Source organism: Albimonas donghaensis (assembly GCF_900106695.1).
Taxonomy (GTDB): domain Bacteria; phylum Pseudomonadota; class Alphaproteobacteria; order Rhodobacterales; family Rhodobacteraceae; genus Albimonas; species Albimonas donghaensis.
The window spans coordinates 461,777-480,110 of sequence record NZ_FNMZ01000002.1; the positions used below are offsets into that span (position 1 = coordinate 461,777).

Annotated in this window: 17 protein-coding genes; 10 read left to right on the forward strand and 7 right to left on the reverse strand. The window is 73.0% G+C overall.

What is annotated here, in order from left to right:
- Positions 1-263 precede the first annotated feature (263 nt).
- The 5 genes from coaBC to BLV24_RS08030 all read left to right on the forward strand — a co-directional run bounded on the left by coaBC (position 264) and on the right by BLV24_RS08030 (position 5,108).
- The gene (gene coaBC / locus BLV24_RS08010; protein WP_092680649.1) at positions 264-1,505 is read left to right on the forward strand and encodes a bifunctional phosphopantothenoylcysteine decarboxylase/phosphopantothenate--cysteine ligase CoaBC; all 1,242 of its coding nucleotides are present in this window, start codon (positions 264-266) and stop codon (positions 1,503-1,505) included.
- On the forward strand, positions 1,502-1,978 hold the full coding sequence (dut, locus tag BLV24_RS08015; RefSeq protein WP_092680650.1) for a dUTP diphosphatase: 477 nt from the start codon (positions 1,502-1,504) through the stop codon (positions 1,976-1,978). The genes coaBC and dut overlap by 4 nt, the downstream gene beginning before the upstream one ends.
- Complete coding sequence (locus BLV24_RS08020) at positions 1,978-2,427, forward strand: RrF2 family transcriptional regulator (RefSeq protein WP_092680651.1); 450 nt, start codon at positions 1,978-1,980, stop codon at positions 2,425-2,427. Before dut ends, BLV24_RS08020 begins: the two co-directional genes overlap by 1 nt.
- Positions 2,428-2,490: 63 nt before the next feature.
- Complete coding sequence (cysK, locus tag BLV24_RS08025) at positions 2,491-3,492, forward strand: cysteine synthase A (RefSeq protein ID WP_092680652.1); 1,002 nt, start codon at positions 2,491-2,493, stop codon at positions 3,490-3,492.
- Positions 3,493-3,776: 284 nt separating this feature from the next.
- On the forward strand, positions 3,777-5,108 hold the full coding sequence (locus BLV24_RS08030) for a DUF8689 domain-containing protein (protein ID WP_092680653.1): 1,332 nt from the start codon (positions 3,777-3,779) through the stop codon (positions 5,106-5,108).
- A 56-nt stretch (positions 5,109-5,164) separates the two neighbouring features.
- Here BLV24_RS08030 and BLV24_RS08035 read toward each other — a convergent pair whose 3' ends face one another.
- Complete coding sequence (locus tag BLV24_RS08035) at positions 5,165-6,502, reverse strand: amidase (protein ID WP_092680990.1); 1,338 nt, start codon at positions 6,500-6,502, stop codon at positions 5,165-5,167.
- 116 nt (positions 6,503-6,618) lie between these two features.
- Here BLV24_RS08035 and BLV24_RS08040 point away from each other — a divergent pair, with 116 nt between their 5' ends.
- Positions 6,619-7,848, forward strand: a complete 1,230-nt coding sequence (locus BLV24_RS08040) for an FAD-dependent monooxygenase (protein WP_092680992.1) — start codon at positions 6,619-6,621, stop codon at positions 7,846-7,848.
- A gap of 358 nt (positions 7,849-8,206) precedes the next feature.
- Here the strand turns inward: BLV24_RS08040 and miaB are convergent, their stop codons facing one another.
- From miaB to BLV24_RS08070, 6 genes are all read right to left on the reverse strand, one after another.
- Complete coding sequence (gene miaB / locus BLV24_RS08045; RefSeq protein ID WP_092680654.1) at positions 8,207-9,511, reverse strand: tRNA (N6-isopentenyl adenosine(37)-C2)-methylthiotransferase MiaB; 1,305 nt, start codon at positions 9,509-9,511, stop codon at positions 8,207-8,209.
- A 200-nt stretch (positions 9,512-9,711) separates the two neighbouring features.
- Positions 9,712-10,128, reverse strand: coding sequence for a Ros/MucR family transcriptional regulator (locus BLV24_RS08050; RefSeq protein ID WP_092680655.1), 417 nt, complete (start codon positions 10,126-10,128; stop codon positions 9,712-9,714).
- A 201-nt stretch (positions 10,129-10,329) separates the two neighbouring features.
- Positions 10,330-10,887 (reverse strand): GNAT family N-acetyltransferase, encoded by a 558-nt coding sequence (locus BLV24_RS08055; protein WP_245710451.1) that lies wholly within the window; start codon positions 10,885-10,887, stop codon positions 10,330-10,332.
- On the reverse strand, positions 10,887-11,693 hold the full coding sequence (gene tsaB / locus BLV24_RS08060) for a tRNA (adenosine(37)-N6)-threonylcarbamoyltransferase complex dimerization subunit type 1 TsaB (protein WP_092680656.1): 807 nt from the start codon (positions 11,691-11,693) through the stop codon (positions 10,887-10,889). The genes BLV24_RS08055 and tsaB overlap by 1 nt, the downstream gene beginning before the upstream one ends.
- 12 nt (positions 11,694-11,705) lie before the next feature.
- Positions 11,706-12,272, reverse strand: coding sequence for a NifU family protein (locus BLV24_RS08065; protein ID WP_092680657.1), 567 nt, complete (start codon positions 12,270-12,272; stop codon positions 11,706-11,708).
- 225 nt (positions 12,273-12,497) lie between these two features.
- Positions 12,498-12,953, reverse strand: coding sequence for a universal stress protein (locus BLV24_RS08070; protein ID WP_092680996.1), 456 nt, complete (start codon positions 12,951-12,953; stop codon positions 12,498-12,500).
- A 195-nt stretch (positions 12,954-13,148) separates the two neighbouring features.
- Here BLV24_RS08070 and BLV24_RS08075 point away from each other — a divergent pair, with 195 nt between their 5' ends.
- The 4 genes from BLV24_RS08075 to BLV24_RS08090 all read left to right on the forward strand — a co-directional run bounded on the left by BLV24_RS08075 (position 13,149) and on the right by BLV24_RS08090 (position 18,205).
- The gene (locus tag BLV24_RS08075; RefSeq protein ID WP_092680658.1) at positions 13,149-14,444 is read left to right on the forward strand and encodes an amidohydrolase family protein; all 1,296 of its coding nucleotides are present in this window, start codon (positions 13,149-13,151) and stop codon (positions 14,442-14,444) included.
- Positions 14,441-15,265, forward strand: a complete 825-nt coding sequence (locus tag BLV24_RS08080; protein ID WP_092680659.1) for a purine-nucleoside phosphorylase — start codon at positions 14,441-14,443, stop codon at positions 15,263-15,265. Before BLV24_RS08075 ends, BLV24_RS08080 begins: the two co-directional genes overlap by 4 nt.
- Positions 15,262-16,065 carry an SDR family NAD(P)-dependent oxidoreductase gene (locus BLV24_RS08085; protein WP_245710453.1) on the forward strand — a complete coding sequence of 268 codons (804 nt, stop codon included), beginning with the start codon at positions 15,262-15,264 and terminating at the stop codon, positions 16,063-16,065. Before BLV24_RS08080 ends, BLV24_RS08085 begins: the two co-directional genes overlap by 4 nt.
- Positions 16,066-16,189: 124 nt before the next feature.
- Positions 16,190-18,205: a lytic transglycosylase domain-containing protein gene (locus BLV24_RS08090; RefSeq protein WP_092680660.1), complete on the forward strand. Its 2,016-nt coding sequence runs from the start codon at positions 16,190-16,192 to the stop codon at positions 18,203-18,205.
- Positions 18,206-18,334 lie beyond the last annotated feature (129 nt).

Sequence of the window (18,334 nt, forward strand, 5' to 3'; positions counted from 1 at the left end):
CCTTTCCCTTGCAGCGCGGCCCCGGAGATCGCGGGCCGCTCGCATTCTTGGCCGCCGCCGCCACCGGAGCCGCCGCGTTCGCCCGCCCCGCGATCCGCGCAAGCCGGCGCGCCCGCCCTGCCCCAACCTCTCGGACCCGCCGAACCGCGCCCGGATCGCGCCCGGATCGTGCTTCACCCAAATCCCCGGCTTGCGGGGCGGGCGTGCGCAAACTACGTTCCGCACTCGTGAATGCTCGCCAATACCCGCGGGAGGGTGGCCAAATGCTCGAGGGCAAGCGGATACTGCTGGTGATCGGCGGCGGCATCGCCGCCTACAAGGCGCTGGACCTGATCCGACGGCTGCGCGCGCGCGGGGCCTCGGTGGTTCCGGCGATGACCCAGGCGGCGGAGCAGTTCGTGACCCCGCTTTCGGTGTCCTCGCTGGCGGGGGTGGAAGCGCATCGCGCGCTGTTCGACCTGACGCGCGAGGCGGAGATGGGCCATATCCAGCTGTCCCGCGCCGCCGACCTGGTGGTCGTGGTCCCCGCCACCGCCGATCTGATGGCCAAGATGGCGGGGGGGCACGCCGACGACCTGCCCTCGACCCTGCTGATGGCCACCGACAAGCGGGTGCTGATCGCGCCCGCCATGAACGTGCGGATGTGGGAGCACCCGGCCACCCAGCGCAACCTCCGGACCCTGATCGCCGACGGCGTGCTGGTCTGCGGGCCGGATGACGGCGACATGGCCTGCGGCGAGTTCGGGCCGGGCCGGATGGCCGAGCCCGAAACCATCGTCGCCGCCATCGACGCCGCCCTGAGCGCGGGCCCCCTGACCGGCAGGCGGGTGCTGGTCACCTCCGGCCCGACGCATGAGCCCATCGACCCGGTGCGCTACATCGCCAACCGCTCCTCCGGCGCGCAGGGCACGGCGCTGGCCGAGGCGCTGCGCGACCTGGGCGCCGAGGTGGTCTTCGTCACCGGCCCCGCCGACGCGCCCCGCCCCACCGGCGCGCGGGTGATCGAGGTGCAGTCCGCGCGCGACATGCTGGAGGCGGTGGACGCCGCGCTCGCCCCCGACGCCCCCGCGATCGACGCCGCCGTCTTCGCCGCCGCGGTGGCGGACTGGCGGGTCGCCTCGGCCTCGAACTCGAAGATCAAGAAACGTCCCGACGGGACCACGCCCGCCCTGGAATTCGCCGAGAACCCCGACATCCTGCGCACCGTCGCGCGCCGGGCGGAGGGGCGGCCGGGCCTCGTGGTGGGCTTCGCCGCGGAGACCGACGACGTGATCGCCCACGCCACCGCCAAGCGCCTGCGCAAGGGCTGCGACTGGATCGTGGCCAATGACGTCTCCCCCGCCACCGGCATCATGGGCGGGACCGAGAACGCGGTGACCCTGATCTCCGACGCGGGGGCCGAGGAATGGCCCCGCCTGACCAAGACCGAGACCGCCCGAAGGCTCGCGGCCCGCATCGCCGCGCATCTGACCGGGCCGGATCACGAAGATCGGGGGGCGGCATGACCGACCTTCCCGTGCGGATCCTCCGCCTGCCCCATCACGACCCCGACCTGCCCCTGCCGGGCTACGAGACCGCGGGGGCCGCGGGCATGGACCTGCGCGCCTGCTTCCCCGGCCGCGACGGGCGCGAGATGGCGCCGGGCGCGCGGCTGCTGGTCCCCACCGGCCTCGCCATCGCCCTGCCCGAAGGGTTCGAGGCGCAGGTCCGCCCCCGCTCCGGCCTCGCGCTCAGGAAGGGGATCACCGTGGCCAATGCGCCGGGCACCGTGGACAGCGACTATCGCGGCGAGGTCGGGGTGATCCTGATCAATCTCGGCGGCGAGCCGGTCCATGTCGAACATGGCGACCGCATCGCCCAGATGGTCGTCGCCCCCGTCACCCGCGCGGTCTGGACGGAGGCGGAGCGCCTCGACGACACCGACCGCGGGGCCGGAGGCTTCGGCTCCACCGGGGTCGGCGCGGGAAGGGGCGTCTGATGCTCAAGCTCACCCGCAAGACGCTGCTGGCCATCGAGGCGGTGGCCGACATCGCCTACAACGCCCGCCCCGACCCGGTGCAGGCCCGCGACGTGACCGAGCGCCAGGGCATCCCCCAGCGTTACCTCGAACAGGTCATGCAGGCGCTGGTGCGCGCCGGCGTGCTGAAGGGCGTGCGCGGCCCCCGCGGGGGCTATACGCTGGCCCGCGAGCGTCGGCGCATCACCGTCGGCGACGTGGTGCGCGTGGTCTCGACCCTCGACCAGGAGGACGGCGACGAAGGCGTGACCTCGGCGCTGGGGCTGGGCGTGGTCGCTCCCATATGGGAAGAGATGCAGCGGGAACTGCTCGACCGGCTCGACCGAGTCACCATGGAGGACCTGTGCCGCGAGGCGCAGCGCAAGCGGGTGCCGCGCGCCGACGAGGCGCGCCCCGATTTCACAATCTGATCCGCCGCGGAGCGGGGCGACCCGATCCCGCCCCGACGCGCGGACGCAGGGAGGACCCCGACGATGAACGCCCCCGGACCCCACGCTCACGACGCCCAGATCACCGCGCAGGGCCGCTACACGCCGCCACGCGGGCGCATCTATGACGACATCACCCAGACCATCGGCGCGACGCCGCTGGTGCGCCTCGGCCGCATCGCGGTGGAGCTGGACCTGAAGGCCGAAATCCTCGGCAAGCTGGAATTCTTCAACCCGCTGAGCTCGGTCAAGGACCGCATCGGCGTCGCGATGATCGAAAGCCTGGAGCGTCAGGGCCGGCTCGGCCCCGATACCACGGTGATCGAGCCCACGTCCGGCAACACCGGCATCGCGCTGGCCTTCGCCTGCGCCGCCCGCGGCCGCAAGCTGATCCTGTGCATGCCCGAGAGCATGTCGGTCGAACGCCGCAAAATGCTCGCCCTGCTCGGCGCCCAGCTGGAGCTGACCGACCCCGCCAGGGGCATGCGCGGCGCGCTGGAACGGGCCGAGGAGCTGGCGGCGGAGATCAAGGACTCGGTGATCCCCCAGCAGTTCGAGAACACCGCCAACCCCGCGATTCACGAGGCCACCACGGCCGAGGAGATCTGGGCCGATACCGGCGGCGAGATCGACGTCTTCATCTCGGGCGTCGGCACCGGCGGCACGCTGACCGGCGTCGGCCGGGTGCTCAAGGCCCGCGCGCCGCATGTGCGCATCGTGGCGGTGGAGCCCGAGGACAGCCCGGTCCTGTCGGGCGGAGAGCCGGGGCCGCACAAGATCCAGGGCATCGGGGCGGGCTTCGTGCCCGGCAATCTCGACCGGGCCCTGATCGACGAGGTGCTGACCATCGGCAACGAGACCGCCTTCGAGATGGCGCGCCGGGTCGCGGCCACGGAGGGCATTCCGGGCGGCATCTCGTCCGGCGCCGCCATCGCCGCGGCCATCGAGATCGCCGAGCGCCCGGAGATGGCCGGCAAGCGCATCGTCGCCATCCTGCCCAGCTTCGCGGAGCGTTACCTGTCCACGGCGCTGTTCGACGGGCTTTGACCCCGGTCCCGTCAACCGGGTTCTGACGGGGCGCTCCGCCGCCCGCCCGCGCCCCTCTCCGCCCGCGACGCCCTCACGGCGCGCCGCGGGCGCTCCGGCGCAGGCGGCGCGCCGGATGACGCGGCACTCCCGCCTCCGGCCCCGGAGGAAAACGGCGGAACCCGGAGACACCCGGCGAAACCCGGCCCGCCGCGGCGCGGCGCGAGCCTTGCGCGCCCGACCGAAAAGCTTTTCCTTTCTCGCGTCCCCGTCCCCCGCCGCGCCCCAGGCGCGAGGAGCCCTGCATGTCCGATTCCGCGTCCCTCTCCCCCGCCGCCGCCTTCGCGGGCGACGACGACGCGGCGCCCATCGCCCCCCGCACCATCGAGGAAACCGGCATGTCCCGGGAATTCCTCATCGAACTGGCGCTGAAGGTCATGTATCGCCGCGGGGTGGAGACGGTCTCGGCGATCTCCGAAATCACCCGGATCTCGCCCGGCATCCTGTCCGACATCTTCGGCATCCTGCGCGACGACCGCCTGATCGCCACGCTCGGCAGCCTGCGCGCCGACGTCCGCGCCGAAATGCGCTTCGAGCTGACCGAGATCGGCCGCCTGCGCGCCATGGAGGCGGTGGGCCGCGTCGACTACGCCGGCCCCTGCCCCGTCACCCTTGAGCAGTTCCGCGCCCAGGTCGCCGCCCAGTCGGTGAAGGATCACCGCATCTCCCGCGCCGACATGGAGGCCGCCTTCGCCAAGCTGATCACGCCCGAAGGCGTGCTCGACCGGCTGGGCCCGGCGGTGAATTCAGGCCGCTCGATCCTGCTCTACGGCCCGCCGGGCAACGGCAAGTCGAGCTACGCCCACGCGCTCGCCAAGGCCATGGAGGGCGGCATTCACGTCCCCTACGCGATCATGGTGGACGGCGAGATCATCCAGCTTTTCGACCCGGCGCTGCACCGCATGATCCCCGAGGACGATCCCTGGACCCCCAGGGACCTGCTCGAGGAAGGCGCCCCCGACCTGCGCTTCGCCCATTGCGTGCGCCCGGCGGTGGTGACGGGGGCGGAGCTGACCACCGACATGCTCGACCTGCGCTTCAACCCGACCTCGCGCACCTACCAGGCGCCGGTGCACATGAAGGCCGCCAACGGCGTGCTCATCATCGACGACCTCGGCCGCCAGCGGCAGACCCCGCAGACGCTCATCAACCGGCTCATCGTGCCGATGGAGGAGGCGGTGGACTATCTCTCCCTGCAATCGGGGATGAGCTTCCAGGTGCCTTTCGACACGCTGATGATCCTGTCGACCAACATCCCGCCCAACGACCTGCTGGACGGCGCCGGCCTGCGCCGGATCTACTACAAGATCATGATCGCCCGGCCGAGCCAGGAGGATTTCGTGAAGATCTTCCTGCGGGTCTGCGAGGCCCGCAGCGTCGCCGCGCCGCCCGAGGCGGTGCGCTACATTCTCGACGTGCTCTACCCGCAATCGGGGCTGGATTTCGCCGCCTATCACGCGGTTTACGTGGTGGACCAGTGCATCGCGTCCTGCGATTTCCACGGCCTGCCCCGGCAGCTGCGCCCGGATTTCATGGGCGACGCCTGGGGCAACCTCTCGATCATCGCCGACGCCTGAGCCGGGCGGGGGGCTGTAGGGCGGGTTCAAACCCGCCGCCCTCCGCCCGCGCGCCGTCAGCCCGCCAGCGCGTCCTCCGCGGCCTTGCCCAGCCGGCACAGCGCGCCTTCCGCGAAGGGCCGCGCCATCAGCATCAGCCCGCAGCCCGGCGCCTCCAGCGGCAGGGTCAGCGCGCTCACCCCCAGCAGGTTGCCGATGCGGGTGTTGCGCAGGGCCATCAGGTTGATCCGCTCGTAATAGGCGTCGTCCGACAGAAGCCGCGAGACCGAGGGCGGCAGGATCGGCGCGGTCGGCGCCGCCACCGCGTCATAGGCCGAGACGCGGGCCAGGTAGCTCTCCCGCAGGGTCCGCAGCGCGGTCCAGGCCCGCAGGTAATCCGCCGCCGAAAAGGCCGCGCCCCCCATGGTCCGGTTGCGGATCTGGTGGAACATGCGGTCGCCCCGGGCCTCGATCACCTTGCCCCAGGTCGCCCAGGCCTCGCCCGCCACCAGCGTGCCGGACAGGGGCAGCACCGCGGCGAATTCGGGGATGGTCTCGCGGGTGATCTCGGCGCCCGCGGCCTCCAGCTTCGCGAGCCCGGCTTCGAAGGCCGCCACCGGCGCGTCCTCGGCGTTGTCATGCATGGTCGCCTCGTCGACCAGGATGCGCTTGCCCTGGAGGCTCGCCCCCGCCAGGTCCGGCGCCGCCGTCCCGGCCATGATCGCGGTGATCTCGGCGGCGTCCTCGACCGACCGGCACAGCGGCCCCACCGTGTCGAAGGCGGCCGAAAGCGGCACCGACCCCTCCACCGGGATCAGCCCCAGCGTGGTCTTCAGCCCGGTCAGGTTCTGCCAGGCCGAGGGAATGCGGACCGAGCCCCCGGTATCCGACCCGATCCCCGCCGCCGCCAGCCCGAAGGCCACCGAGGAGGCCGCGCCCGAGGACGAGCCCCCCGGCGCCCAGTCCCCGTCATTCGGGTTGGGCGAGGTCGCCGTCACCGGGTTCACGCCCAGCCCGGAAAAGGCCAGTTCCGACATATGCGTCTTGCCAAGGCACACCATGCCCGCCGCCGTGGCGCGGGCGAGCACCGGGCAATCCGCCTCGGCGAAGGGGCGGTCATCCAGCATGGCCGAGCCCGCCTGCGCCCGGGTCCCCGCGACCTCGTATAGGTCCTTCCAGGAGATCGGGACGCCGTCCAGCAGGTGGCGGCGCGTGCCGAGCCGGGCGCGCGCGGCGGCGGCCTCGGCCTCGGCGCGGGCGCGCTCGGGGGTCAGGTCCACATAGATGCGGCCGGCCTCCGGATGCGCCTCGGCGGCGGCGAGGAAGGTCTCGGTCAGGGCGACGGGGTCGATCTCCTTCGCGCCGATGGCGCGGCCCAGATCCGCCGCTCTCATGCTCCGCCAGCTGTCGCTCATCCGCCCGCTCCCCTCGTCCATGCGCGATGTCCGCCCGGTTCGGCGGCGCGTTCCGCCGCACGGTAACGGCGCGGATGGGAATGGACAATCGCGGGCGCGCGCGCCACTTCTTCGGCATGAGCATGGACGCCGACGCGCTGATCGTGGGGGGCGGGCTGAACGGCCCGGCCATGGCGCTTGCGCTGGCCTGCGCGGGGATGCGCGTGACGGTGCTGGACGCGGCGGCGCTGGATGCGGCGACGGCGGCGGCATTCGACGGGCGGGCCTATAATCTCGGCCTCGGCTCGCAGCGGTTTCTCAAGGTGGCCGGGGTCTGGGGCGCGGTGGCGGACGCCGCCCAGCCCGTGACCCGCGTGGCGCTGGAGGATGCGCGGCCCGGCGCGGGGCCCACCCCGGCGCTGGCGCATTTCGATCATGCGGAGCTCGACGAAGGCCCGGTCAGCGTGATCCTCGAAGACCGCGTGCTGCGCCCCGCCCTGCTGGCCGCGGCCGCGGCGCATCCCGGGGTGACCCTGCGCGGCGGGGCCGACGTGATCGCCACCCGCCAGGGTCCGGGCGCCGCCGAAGCCGAGGTGGCGGGCGGCGAGACCCTCCGCGCGCCCCTTCTGATCGCCTGCGACGGGCGCGAGAGCCCCGTGGCGCGCCGCGCCGGCATAAGGCGGGTGGGATGGGGCTATGACCAGACCGGCCTGGTCTCGGCCATCGAACACGAGGCGGACCATGCGGGCGTCGCCCGTCAGCGCTTCCTGCCCGGCGGGCCCTTCGCGGTGCTGCCGCTGCCCGGCGGCCATCGCAGTTCGCTGGTCTGGACCGAGCGCACGGCCGAGGCCGCCCGCATCCACGCCCTGCCCGACGCGGCCTATCTGGTGGAGCTGGAGGCGCGGCTCGGCGGCGCGCTGGGGGCGGTGAGCCTCGCCGGGCGGCGCTGGCGCTATCCGCTGAAACTGTCGGTGGCCGACGCCTGGGCGAAACCGCGGCTGGCGCTGGCCGGGGACGCGGCCCATGCGGTGCATCCGATCGCGGGCCAGGGCCTGAACCTCGGCCTGCGCGACGCCGCGGCGCTGGCCGAGGTGCTGGCCGAGGCGCGGCGGCGCGGCGAGGATATCGGCGCCGAGCAGGTGCTGGAGCGCTATGTGCGCTGGCGGCGCTTCGACGGGGTGTCGATGGCGCTGGGGATGGACGCGGTGAACCGGCTGTTCTCGAACGACGATCCGGGCCTGCGGCTGCTGCGCGACGCGGGCCTGGCGCTGGCCGGGCGGCTGGCCCCGGCGCGGCGCTTCTTCATGCGCGAAGCCGCGGGCGTTTCCGGCGACGTGCCCAGAATGCTGCGCGGCCTGCCCGTCTGAACCCGGGCCGCGCGTCGGACGTCTCGCCGTCGGCGCGCGGGCGCCCGCGCGGCGCGGCGCCGTCACCGCGATCGGCCCCGTCTCCCCGCCCCGAGACGTCTCCCCACCCCGAAACCCTGCGGGGATGAGCGCGGGTCAAGGCTCGCGCAGCGACCGGCGCAGCCGGCTTGGCCTTGACGCGCGCTGATCCTCGCGCACGCTCGGACAAGGCCCGCCTCCGGGCCTTCTCAGCCAAATGCGGAAAAAGACGCGCGCGCCCCGGCCGCCGATCCAGGCGCCCGCAACCGGCGCCACGCCTCAGCGCCGCGCGGGCGCCCCGGCGCCGCCGACACGACCGCGGACGCGCGGCCCGCGACGGTCAGCCCGCCAGGCGCCCCGACAGCGAATTGGGCGCGGATTCCAGGATCTCCACCTGCGCCACCTGCCCGGCAAGCTCCGGCCCGGCGTCGAAATGCACCGCATGCAGCCAGGGCGACTTGCCCACCATCTGCCCCGGCATCCGCCCCGCCTTCTCCACCAGCACCGGCAGGACCCGCCCCGCCATGCTCACCTGGAAGGCCCGCTGGTCCGCCTCGATCCGGGCCTGCAGGCGGGACAGGCGCTCGGACTTCACGTCCTCCGCCACCTGCTCGCCCGCGCCCGCCGCCGGGGTGCCGGGGCGCGACGAATACTTGAACGAATAGGCCGAGCCGTAGCGGACCGCCTCGCAGATATCGAGCGTCGCCTGGAAATCCGCCTCGGTCTCCCCCGGGAAGCCGACGATGAAATCCCCCGACAGGGCGATGTCGGGACGCGCCGCGCGGATCCGCTCGATCAGGCGCAGATAGGCGTCGGCCGTGTGCCGCCGGTTCATCGCCTTGAGGATCCGGTCCGAGCCCGACTGAACCGGCAAATGCAGGTAGGGCATCAGCTTTTCCAGCCCGGCATGGGCCTCGATCAGATCCTCGCCCATGTCGTTGGGATGCGAGGTCGTGTAGCGCAGCCGCGCGATGCCCTCGATCTCCGAAAGCGCCTCCAGCAGCCGCGCCAGCGTCCAGTCCGCCCCGTCCGGCCCGGCCCCGTGATAGGCGTTGACGTTCTGACCCAGCAGCGTGATCTCGCGCACGCCCTGATCCGCCAGCGCCTTCGCCTCGTCGATCAGGCGGGCGGCGGGGCGCGAGACTTCCGCGCCCCGCGTATAGGGCACCACGCAGAAGGCGCAGAACTTGTCGCAGCCCTCCTGCACCGTCAGGAAGGCCGAGGGCGCGCGGCGCCGCGGCGCCGGGGCCATGGCGGCGAACTTGTCCTCGACCGGAAATTCCGTGTCCACGCCGCCGTCGCGCACCAGTTTCGGAAGCCGGTGATAGGCCTGCGGGCCAACCACGAAATCCACCGCCGGCTGGCGGGTCTGGATCTCGGCCCCTTCGGCCTGGGCGACGCAGCCGGCCACGCCGATCTTCAGATCGGGGCGCGCGTCCTTCAGCTTTTTCAGGCGGCCGAGCTCGGAATACACCTTCTCCGCCGCCTTTTCGCGGATATGGCAGGTGTTGAGCAGCACCAGATCCGCGTCCTCGGGCCGGTCGGTCTGCTCATAGCCCTCGGCGGCCATGACCCCGGCCATGCGCTCGGCGTCGTAGACGTTCATCTGGCAGCCATAGGCCTTGACGAAGAGCTTGCGGGCCATGGGCGGGGCTCCCTCGGGCGGAAAACTGGGATCTTGCGTTGCGGGCGGCATACAGGCTCGCCCCCCTGCGCGCAACGGCGGGGGCGGAACGGGGCCGCGAAACGCGGAACGGCGCGCGAGGGTCGCCCCTCGCGCGCCGCAAATGTCGCCGCCGCGCCCCGGCCGCGCCCCTCAGGGCCGCGGACCGGAGCGCGCGGGGATCACTTCGCCTTGGGCTTGCGGCCGAGGCCGATCTGCTTGGCCAGTTCCTGCCGCTTGCGGGCATAGGCCGGGGCGACCATCGGATAGTCGGCCGACAGACCCCACTTGGCGCGATAGTCCTCGGGCGTCATGTCATAGGCGGTCTTCAGATGCCGCTTGAGCATCTTCAGCTTCTTCCCGTCTTCGAGGCAGATGATGAACTCGTCGGTCACCGACTTCTTCACGGGAACGGCGGGGATCAGCTCCTCCACCGGCTCCGGCGTGTCGGAGGCCAGCTCGGTCAGTTTCGAGAACACCTGCTCGATGACGCCGGTCAGTTCCTGCGGGGAGACGGCGTTGTTGGATACATGAGACGACACGATGTCCGCCGTGAGGGCGAGCAGTTCGGACTTCTCGATATTCTGGGTCTCGGACATGTTTTCTCTCAAGCTGACGGCTACGGGCTCAGGTCGGAAGGGCGACGCAACGCCAACTGGCGTGGTCCTTCAGTTCCAACGAGCTTTTCATACCTGCGAGCGTCATAGAGGCGCGTTATTGCAAGGTCAATTCATTTTCGACCGTCGTTCTCGTGAACTTTATCCGTCGCCGCGGCGGTTCATCTGGTCTTGAACGACCGATTAAACCCAGTCCGTCTGACGATCGCCCGCGTTTTCTGCGGGAACCGCCCCAAGATCGCAGGACATTACAACCGCGTTGGCCCGACCGCCCCCGGACAGGCGGTAGCAGTTGCGCCGAAAGCCGACCTCCGCCCATCCCGCTGCGGCATAGAGCGCGCGCGCGCCTGCGTTGGGCTCGGCGACTTCCAGAAACGCCGTCTCCGCGCCCAGCGCCACGGCGCGGATGGCGAACCGGGCCAGCAGCGCGCGGGCGAAGCCCCGGCGGCGGGAGAGCGGGCGGGTGGCGAGCGTGACCAGCTCCGCCTCCGGCCCGATGACCCGGCCGAGCATCAGGGCGTCGAGCCGCCCCTTTTCGGGCGCGAGGATGCGGAAGGCGCCGGGGCTTTCGCAGAATCCGGCGAAGTCGGCGGCGGTCCAGGGCCGGATCGCCTCCGGCCCGGCGAAGGCCAGCGCGTGAAGGACGGCGGCGGCGGCGGCCTCGTCCGGCCCCATCGGCGGATCGCGCCGGGCGGGATCGCGCGCATCGCCCGCGAGGACGCCCGCGGGAACGCGGCTCATCACGCCGGCGGGTCCGGCAGGGGGGTGGGCGGCAGAAGGGGGGGCGGCGTCTCCCGCGACGGCGCGGCGTCGGCGGGGCGGGGATAACGGGGCGCGGGAGGGGGCGGCGTCTCCTCCGCCGCCAGCCGGTCCAGCGCCGCGCCGGCCAGCCGCCCGATGGAGGCCGGGTCGGCCATGTCGCCCAGATCGCCCAGCGCCACGGCGAGGCCCGCCGCCTCCAGCATCGCGGAGATCCGCGGCGCATCGGGGCCGCAGACCCGGACCGGGCCGGGGACCGGGGAGGACGCCAGCGCCTCGGCCAGCGCGGGGACGAGCGTCTCGGCCTCCCCCTGCGCGAGCGGGGCGAGGGCGCGGGGCGCTTCTCCGGCATGGATTTCGAAGGGCTGGGCGAGGATTTCGCCGCGTCGCGCCTCGGCGGTGGCGAGCAGGCGCAGGGGCGCCGCGCCCGGGGTTCCGCCGGACAGGCGCAGGCCGAGGCCCCAGGCCTCCGTCTCCGCCAACGCATCCAGCCGCCCGACGCCCAGCGCCGGGCGCCCGGTGGACAACGCCAGCCCGCGGGCGGCGGCGACGGCGATGCGGATGCCGGTGAAGTTCCCCGGCCCCTCGCAGACCGCGACGGCGCGCAGGTCGCGCGGGGCCAGCGACAGTTCGGCCAGCAATTCCGCGATCATCGGCATCAGGCGCTCGGCCTGGCCGCGGCTCATCAGTTCCAGCCGTTCCGCCGCCACGCGGCCGTCAACGAGAATCGCCGCCCCGCATTGCGAGGCGGCGGTGTCGATCGCCAGAAGCGGTCCCGCGCCGGTCACGTCGAACCGGGGTCAGAGCTGCACGCCGACGGGGCGCACCTCGGACACTTCGGGGATGTAATGCTTGAGCAGGTTCTCGATGCCCATCTTGAGGGTCATGGTCGAGGACGGGCAGCCCGCGCAGGCCCCCTGCATGTGCAGGTAGACGACGCCGCGGTCGAAGCCGTGGAAGGTGATGTCGCCGCCATCCTGGGCCACCGCGGGACGCACGCGGGTGTCCAGCAGCTCCTTGATCTGGAAGACGATTTCGCCGTCCGGGCCGGTATGTTCGGCATGGCCGGTCTGGCCGCCCTCGCCTTCCATGGTCGGGGCGCCGGACTGGAAATGCTCCAGGATCGCGCCGAGCACGCCGGGCTTGAGATGCGCCCAGTCGCGGTCCTCGGCCTTGGTGACGGTGATGAAGTCGGGCCCGAGGAACACGCCCTGCACCCCGTCCACCGAGAAGATGCGGGTGGCGAGCGGCGAGGCGGCGGCCCCTTCGCGGGCGGGGAAGTCGGCGGAGCCGGCCTGCATCACGGTCTGGCCGGGCAGGAATTTCAGCGTCGCCGGGTTCGGCGTGGATTCGGTCTGAATGAACATGGCGCGGCCCTCCGGTTTGAGGGACACATGTGGACCGGTCGCGCGCCGAAATCAAGAATCATTCCAAACTGGGGCGTCGGATCCCACCTGACGCCGGGTCGGGAACGGGCGGGAACGGCCTCAGGGAAGGCGCCGGGGGAGGCGCGGGGGGAAAGGCGCGGCGGGCTGAAGCCCGCCCTACGGCGCGGCGCCCCGGTTCGCGCGGCGGACAGGCGGGCGGCGGCGTCAGGCCAGCGCGATCACCTGGTCGCGCGACAGGGCGCCGGGCACCACGGTCACCGGCACCGGCAGGTCGCCCGCGAGCTTGCCGACCAGGTGGCTGACCAACGGCCCCGGCCCGTTCTCCACCCCGGCGCCGAGCACGAGGACGCCGACCTCCGGGTCCTCCCTGATCTGGGCGAGGACTTCCTCGACCGGCTCGCCCTCGCGGATGACGAATTCGGGATAGATCCCGACATTCTCCGTGACCTTGCCGGCGACTTCCTGGAACCGCGCCTCGGCGGCCTCGCGGGCCTCCTGGCGCATGATGTCCTGCACGCCCATCCAGTGCTGGAACTCGGCGGGGCGGAGAATGAACATCATCTGCAACCCGCCGCCCGTCTTCTTCGCCCGGCGGGCGGCGAAGCGGATGGCGTTCATGCATTCCGGACTTTCGTCGACGACGACGAGGAACTTGCGCATCGGGTCCTTCGCGGAGGGCTGCGGCCGAAACCCCATTGTCCTGCAACCGCGACTTGCGCGCAAGCGTTGCGCCGCGCGGCGGTCCCCCGCCTCCTCTCCCTCCCCCCGCTCCGTCTTTCCAAGCCCGGCGCCGGTGGATACGCTCCGCCTCGCTCGTCCCCCTGGAGGCTGGCCCCTGGAAGCTGGAGCGCCGCGATGACCGACCTCATCATCAAGAACGCCACGATCGTCACCGCCGACCGTGCGGGGACCGTGCTGACCGGCGGCGTCGCCGTCGAGGACGGCCGCATCACCCATCTGGGCGAGGTCCCCGACCGCGCGCAGGAGGTGGTGGACGCGCGGGGCGGCATCGTCATGCCGGGCCTGGTCAACACCCATTGCCACGCCGCCGACAGCCTGTTCCGCGGGCTGGTGGAGAACCTGCCGCTGGAGCCCTGGCTGCAGACGGTGTGGAAGGCCGAGCGCGCGATCCTCACCGCCGCCACCTGCCGGCTGGGCGCGCGCCTGGGCTTCGCGGAGCTGCTGCTGTCGGGCTGCACCTCGGTCGTCGACATGTTCTGGCACCCGCATTCGACCGCGCGGGCCGGCGCCGAGCTGGGCCTCCGGGTATCCTGCGGGGGGCTGTTCTTCGACTTCCCCGGCATGGACGGCAAGACCGTCGACACCCGCCTGCCCGACGCCGAGGCCTTCTTCGCCGATCATCCCCGGACCGACCGCCTGCGCCCCGGAACCTTCCCGCACGGCGCCTACACGGTGGGGCCGGAGAACCTGAAGATCGCCAAGAAACTGGCCGACGATCACGACGCCCTGTTCTCCACCCACGCGGCCGAAACGACGGTCGAGCAGCAGACGGTGCAGGACAGCTACGGCGCCTCGGTGATCCGGCACATGGAGGCGCTGGGGATCCTCGACGCCCGCACCATCCTCGCCCATTGCGTCCATTGCGATGACGAGGAGATCGCCATTCTCGCCCGCAGCGGGGCGGTGGTGGCGCATAACCCGGTGTCGAACCTCAAGCTCGCCTCCGGCTTCGCCCGCATCCCCGACATGCTGGAGGCCGGCGTGCATGTCACGCTGGGCACCGACGGCGCGATCTCGGGCAACGACATCGACATGTGGCTGGCGCTGCGGCTGGCGGCGACCCTGCACAAGGCCGCCTCGGGCCGCGCCGACGTGATCACCACGCGCGAGGCGCTGCACATGGCGACGCTGGCCGGGGCCGAGGCCATGGGGCTGGGGACCGTGACCGGCTCGCTGGAGATCGGCAAGGCGGCGGATCTGGTGGTGCTCGACACCTCCGCCCCCCATGCGGTTCCCATCTTCGACCCGCTGACCCATATCGTCTATTCCGCCGGCCGCGCCGACGTCCGCCATGTCTTCGTGGACGGACAATGGCGGGTGCGCGACCGGGCGCTGACCGTCTTCGACATGACCGAGACGCTGGACGAGATCCGCGCGCTCGTTCCCGCCATCAAGGAATCCATCGCATGAGCCTCGCCGCCCGCCTCGACGCCGCCGCCTCGGTGGTCCTGCCCCGCATGGGCGCGCCGGTGGACATCGCCATCGCGCTCGGCTCGGGGCTGGGCGGGCTGGCCGGGGCCGTGACCGACCCGGTGACCATCCCCTATCACGAGATCCCGGGCTTTCCCGTGTCCACAGCGCCCTCCCATGCCGGGCGCTTCGTGATCGGGACGCTGCACGGGCGGCGCGCGGCGCTGATGCAGGGGCGGGTGCATCTTTACGAAGGGTGGAGCGCGCAGGACGTGGCGCTGCCGGTCTGGCTGATGAACCGGATGGGGGCGCGGACCTTCATCGCGACCAACGCCGCCGGCGCCCTGAACCCCGCCCTCAGGCCCGGCGTGCCGATGCTGATCGAGGATCACCTGAATTTCACCGGGACCAACCCGCTGATCGGCGCCAATGACGAGGCCATCGGCCCGCGCTTTCCCGACATGTCCCGCGCCTATGCGCCCGAGCTGCGGGCGCTGGCCGTCGCCGCGGCGGCGAAGGCGGGCGAGGAGATGGCCGGGGGGATCTACGCCGGCATCGCGGGCCCGTCGCTGGAGACCTCGGCCGAGCGCCGCTGGCTCCGCTCCACCGGCGCCGATGCGGTGGGCATGTCGACGGTGCTGGAGGTGATCGCGGCCAACCATTGCGGGATGAAGGCGCTGGGACTTTCGGCCATCACCAACGCCGCGGATGGCGGGCCGGACCAGCAGCCCGACACGATCGAGGAGGTGCTGGCCAACGCCGCGACCGCCGGGGCCCGCATGGCCAGGATCCTCGAAGCCCTGGTCCCCGAACTGCCGTGAGCCGCCGCCCCCCGCCCCCCCGGCGCGAGGCCGAGACCGCGCCCCCGCCCGCCGCCCGCGACCTGCTGGCGCTGGACGGGCGGCGGGCGCTGGTCACCGGCGCCTCGGGCGGATTGGGGGAGGCGCTGGCCCGCCGGCTGGCCGAGGCCGGGGCCTTCGTGATCTGCCATGCCGCCACCCGTCCGGAACGGGCGCGGGCGCTCGCCGCTTCCCTGCGCGCGGCGGGGCTGGAGGCGGACGCGGCCCAGGCGGACCTGACCGCGCCCGGCGCGGCGGCGGAGCTGCTGGCCGACGCCGGCGGGGCCGACCTGCTGATCCACGCCGCCGCAAGGCAGGACATGGGCGGGGTCTCCGACATGGCCGCGGGGGACTGGGCGGCGGTGGTCGGCGCCAATCTGGACGCCGCGCGGGCGCTGCTGGCGGCCTTCGCGGCGCAGACGGACCCGGTCCCGCGGGCGGCGGCGCTGGTGTCCTCGGTCGAGGCGTCGCGGCCCCTGCCGGGTCACGCGGCCTACGCGGCCTCCAAGGCCGGGCTCGAATCGCTGGTCCGCTCGGCGGCGGCGGAGTTCGCGCCCCTGCGGGTCAACGCGCTGGCGCCGGGGCTGATCGACCGCCCCGGCCTGGCCGAACAATGGCCCGAGGGGCTGGCCCGCTGGCGCGCCGCCGCGCCGCTCGGGCGGCCCGCGGACCCGGCCGAGATCGCCGACGCGGCGCTGTTCCTGGTGTCGGACGCCGCGCGTTTCGTCACCGGGACCACGCTGGTCGCCGACGGCGGATTGTCCGCCGGTCCGGGCTGGTGAAACCCGCAGGACGGGACGCGCTTCCCAAACATCCCCTGCTCAGCGACGCAGCGCCGTGCTAGACTGAAGCATGGAGCCAGCCGGCGCAGACCGGCGGCCTGAGGCGTGAAAAGGCGAGCAAGACATGATCCACGTTCGGCGCAACCGCCGGACCGTGCGGCAGCGCACGGTCGCGGCCCTGATATTCGGCCTGGCGGCGGCCGCCGTCGCGGCTCCGCCCTGGTCGGCGGCGCGGGCTCAGGCCAACCTTCCCACCGCGAGCGAGGCCGCGCGCCTCGCCCCCGCGCTCGACGCCATGCAGCGCGAGGACTGGGGCTCCGCCCTGTCGCTGGCGCGCACCCTGGGCGATCAGGCGGCGGTGGACCTGATCACCTGGCGCATGCTGTGGAACGAGGCCGGCGGCTGGTTCGACTACGCCCAGTTCCTCAAGCGCAACGCCGACTGGCCGGGAAGCGAGCGCCTGCGCCGCTACGCCGAACAGCGCATGCCCCCCGACCTGCCCGGCGCCGAGGTCATGGCCTTTTTCGCCGGCGCCGCGCCGCAGACCGGCTCGGGCGCCGTTCGGCTGGCCACGGCGCTGGCCCGGGACGGCCGCGGCGCCGACGCCGCCGCCGAGGCCGTGCGCGCCTGGACCAGGCTGTCGCTGACCCCGTCGGAGGAGCAGGCCCTGCTCGCCGGCTGGGGCGGAGAGCTGGCCCGCCATGACGCCGAGCGGCTCGACATGCTGCTGTGGCGCGGGCTGGCGGGGGAATCCGAGCGGATGTATGCCCGCGTCGATCCCGGCATGGCGGCGCTGGGGCGCGCCCGGCTGGCGCTGCGCAGCGGCGCCGCCGGGGTGGACGGGCTGATCGCCCGCATTCCGGCCAGCTACGCCGACGACGCGGGGCTGGCCTATGAACGTTTCCGCTGGCGCGAAAAGCGCGGGCTGGACGCGGGGGCGGAGGAGCTGATCCTCGCGCGCTCCACCTCCGCCGCGTCGCTGGGGCGCCCGGGCCTGTGGGCCGACGAGCGCATCGACATGGTGCGCGCCGCCGACCGGGCGGGCCGCACGCGGGTGGCCTATCTGCTCGCCGCCCGCCACTTCACCGACCCCGATGACGGCTACGACTACGCCGAACTGGAATGGCTGGCGGGCTGGCTGGCGCTGCGCAAGATGAACGACCCGGCCGCGGCCGAGGCGCATTTCGCCCGCTTCACCGCCGCCGTGGCCTCGCCGATCAGCCTCGGGCGCGGCTATTACTGGCTGGGCCGGGCGCGGGAGGCCAAGGGCGACCGCAGCGGCGCGGCGGACGCCTATCGCGAAGGCGCGCGCTGGCAGACCAGCTTCTACGGCCAGCTCGCCGCCGAGCGCGCCGGCGCCCCCGCCGATCCGACCCTGGCCGGGGTGTCGCCGCCGACCGACTGGCGCTCGGCCGCGGTGCTCCAGACCAGCCAGGTCCGCGCCGCGGTGCTGCTCCATTACGCGGGGGAGCGGGGGCGGTCGCACTGGCTGATCACCAACGCCGCGAAGGAGGCGCGCAACCCGCGCTCCCAGGCCGCGCTGGGCCAGCTGGCGCTGGAGCTCAACCGGCCGGAAGTCGCGGTGCGGGTGGGCAAGGCGGCGGCCTCGGACGGGGCGGTGCTGCCGAACTACTATTACCCGGTCATGGACCTCGCCAACGCCTCGGGCCCGATCTCGCCGTCGCTGGCGCTGTCCATCGCGCGGCAGGAATCGGAGATGAACCCCGAGGCGATCAGCCATGCCGGCGCCCGCGGGCTGATGCAGCTCATGCCCGGCACCGCCAAGCTGGTCTCGCGCCGGCTGGGCATCGCCTACGACCTGGGCGCGCTGACCCGCGACTGGCGCTACAACGCGCGGCTGGGCACCGACTACCTGGCCGGGCTGGTGGACGAATTCGGCTCCCTGCCCATGGCCGCGGCGGGCTACAACGCCGGCCCCAACCGGGTGCGGCAATGGGTGGAGCGCTATGGCGACCCGCGCACCGGGCGGATCGACATGATCGACTGGATCGAGACCATCCCCTTCGACGAGACCCGCAACTACGTGCAGCGGGTCATGGAGGGGCTGCATGTCTACGACGCCCGCCTGTCGGGCCAGGCCCAGGGACCGCTGCTGACCGCCCGGCTCGCGCGGCCCTGACGCGCCGGGGCGCGACGGCCCCAAGCGGACAGGGAAAAGGCCCCGGATGCGGCGCATCCGGGGCCTTTTTCGTCGGGAGCGCGCCGCGGGGGATGGGCGCCGCGGATGGGCGGGCCGGGCGACGGGCGG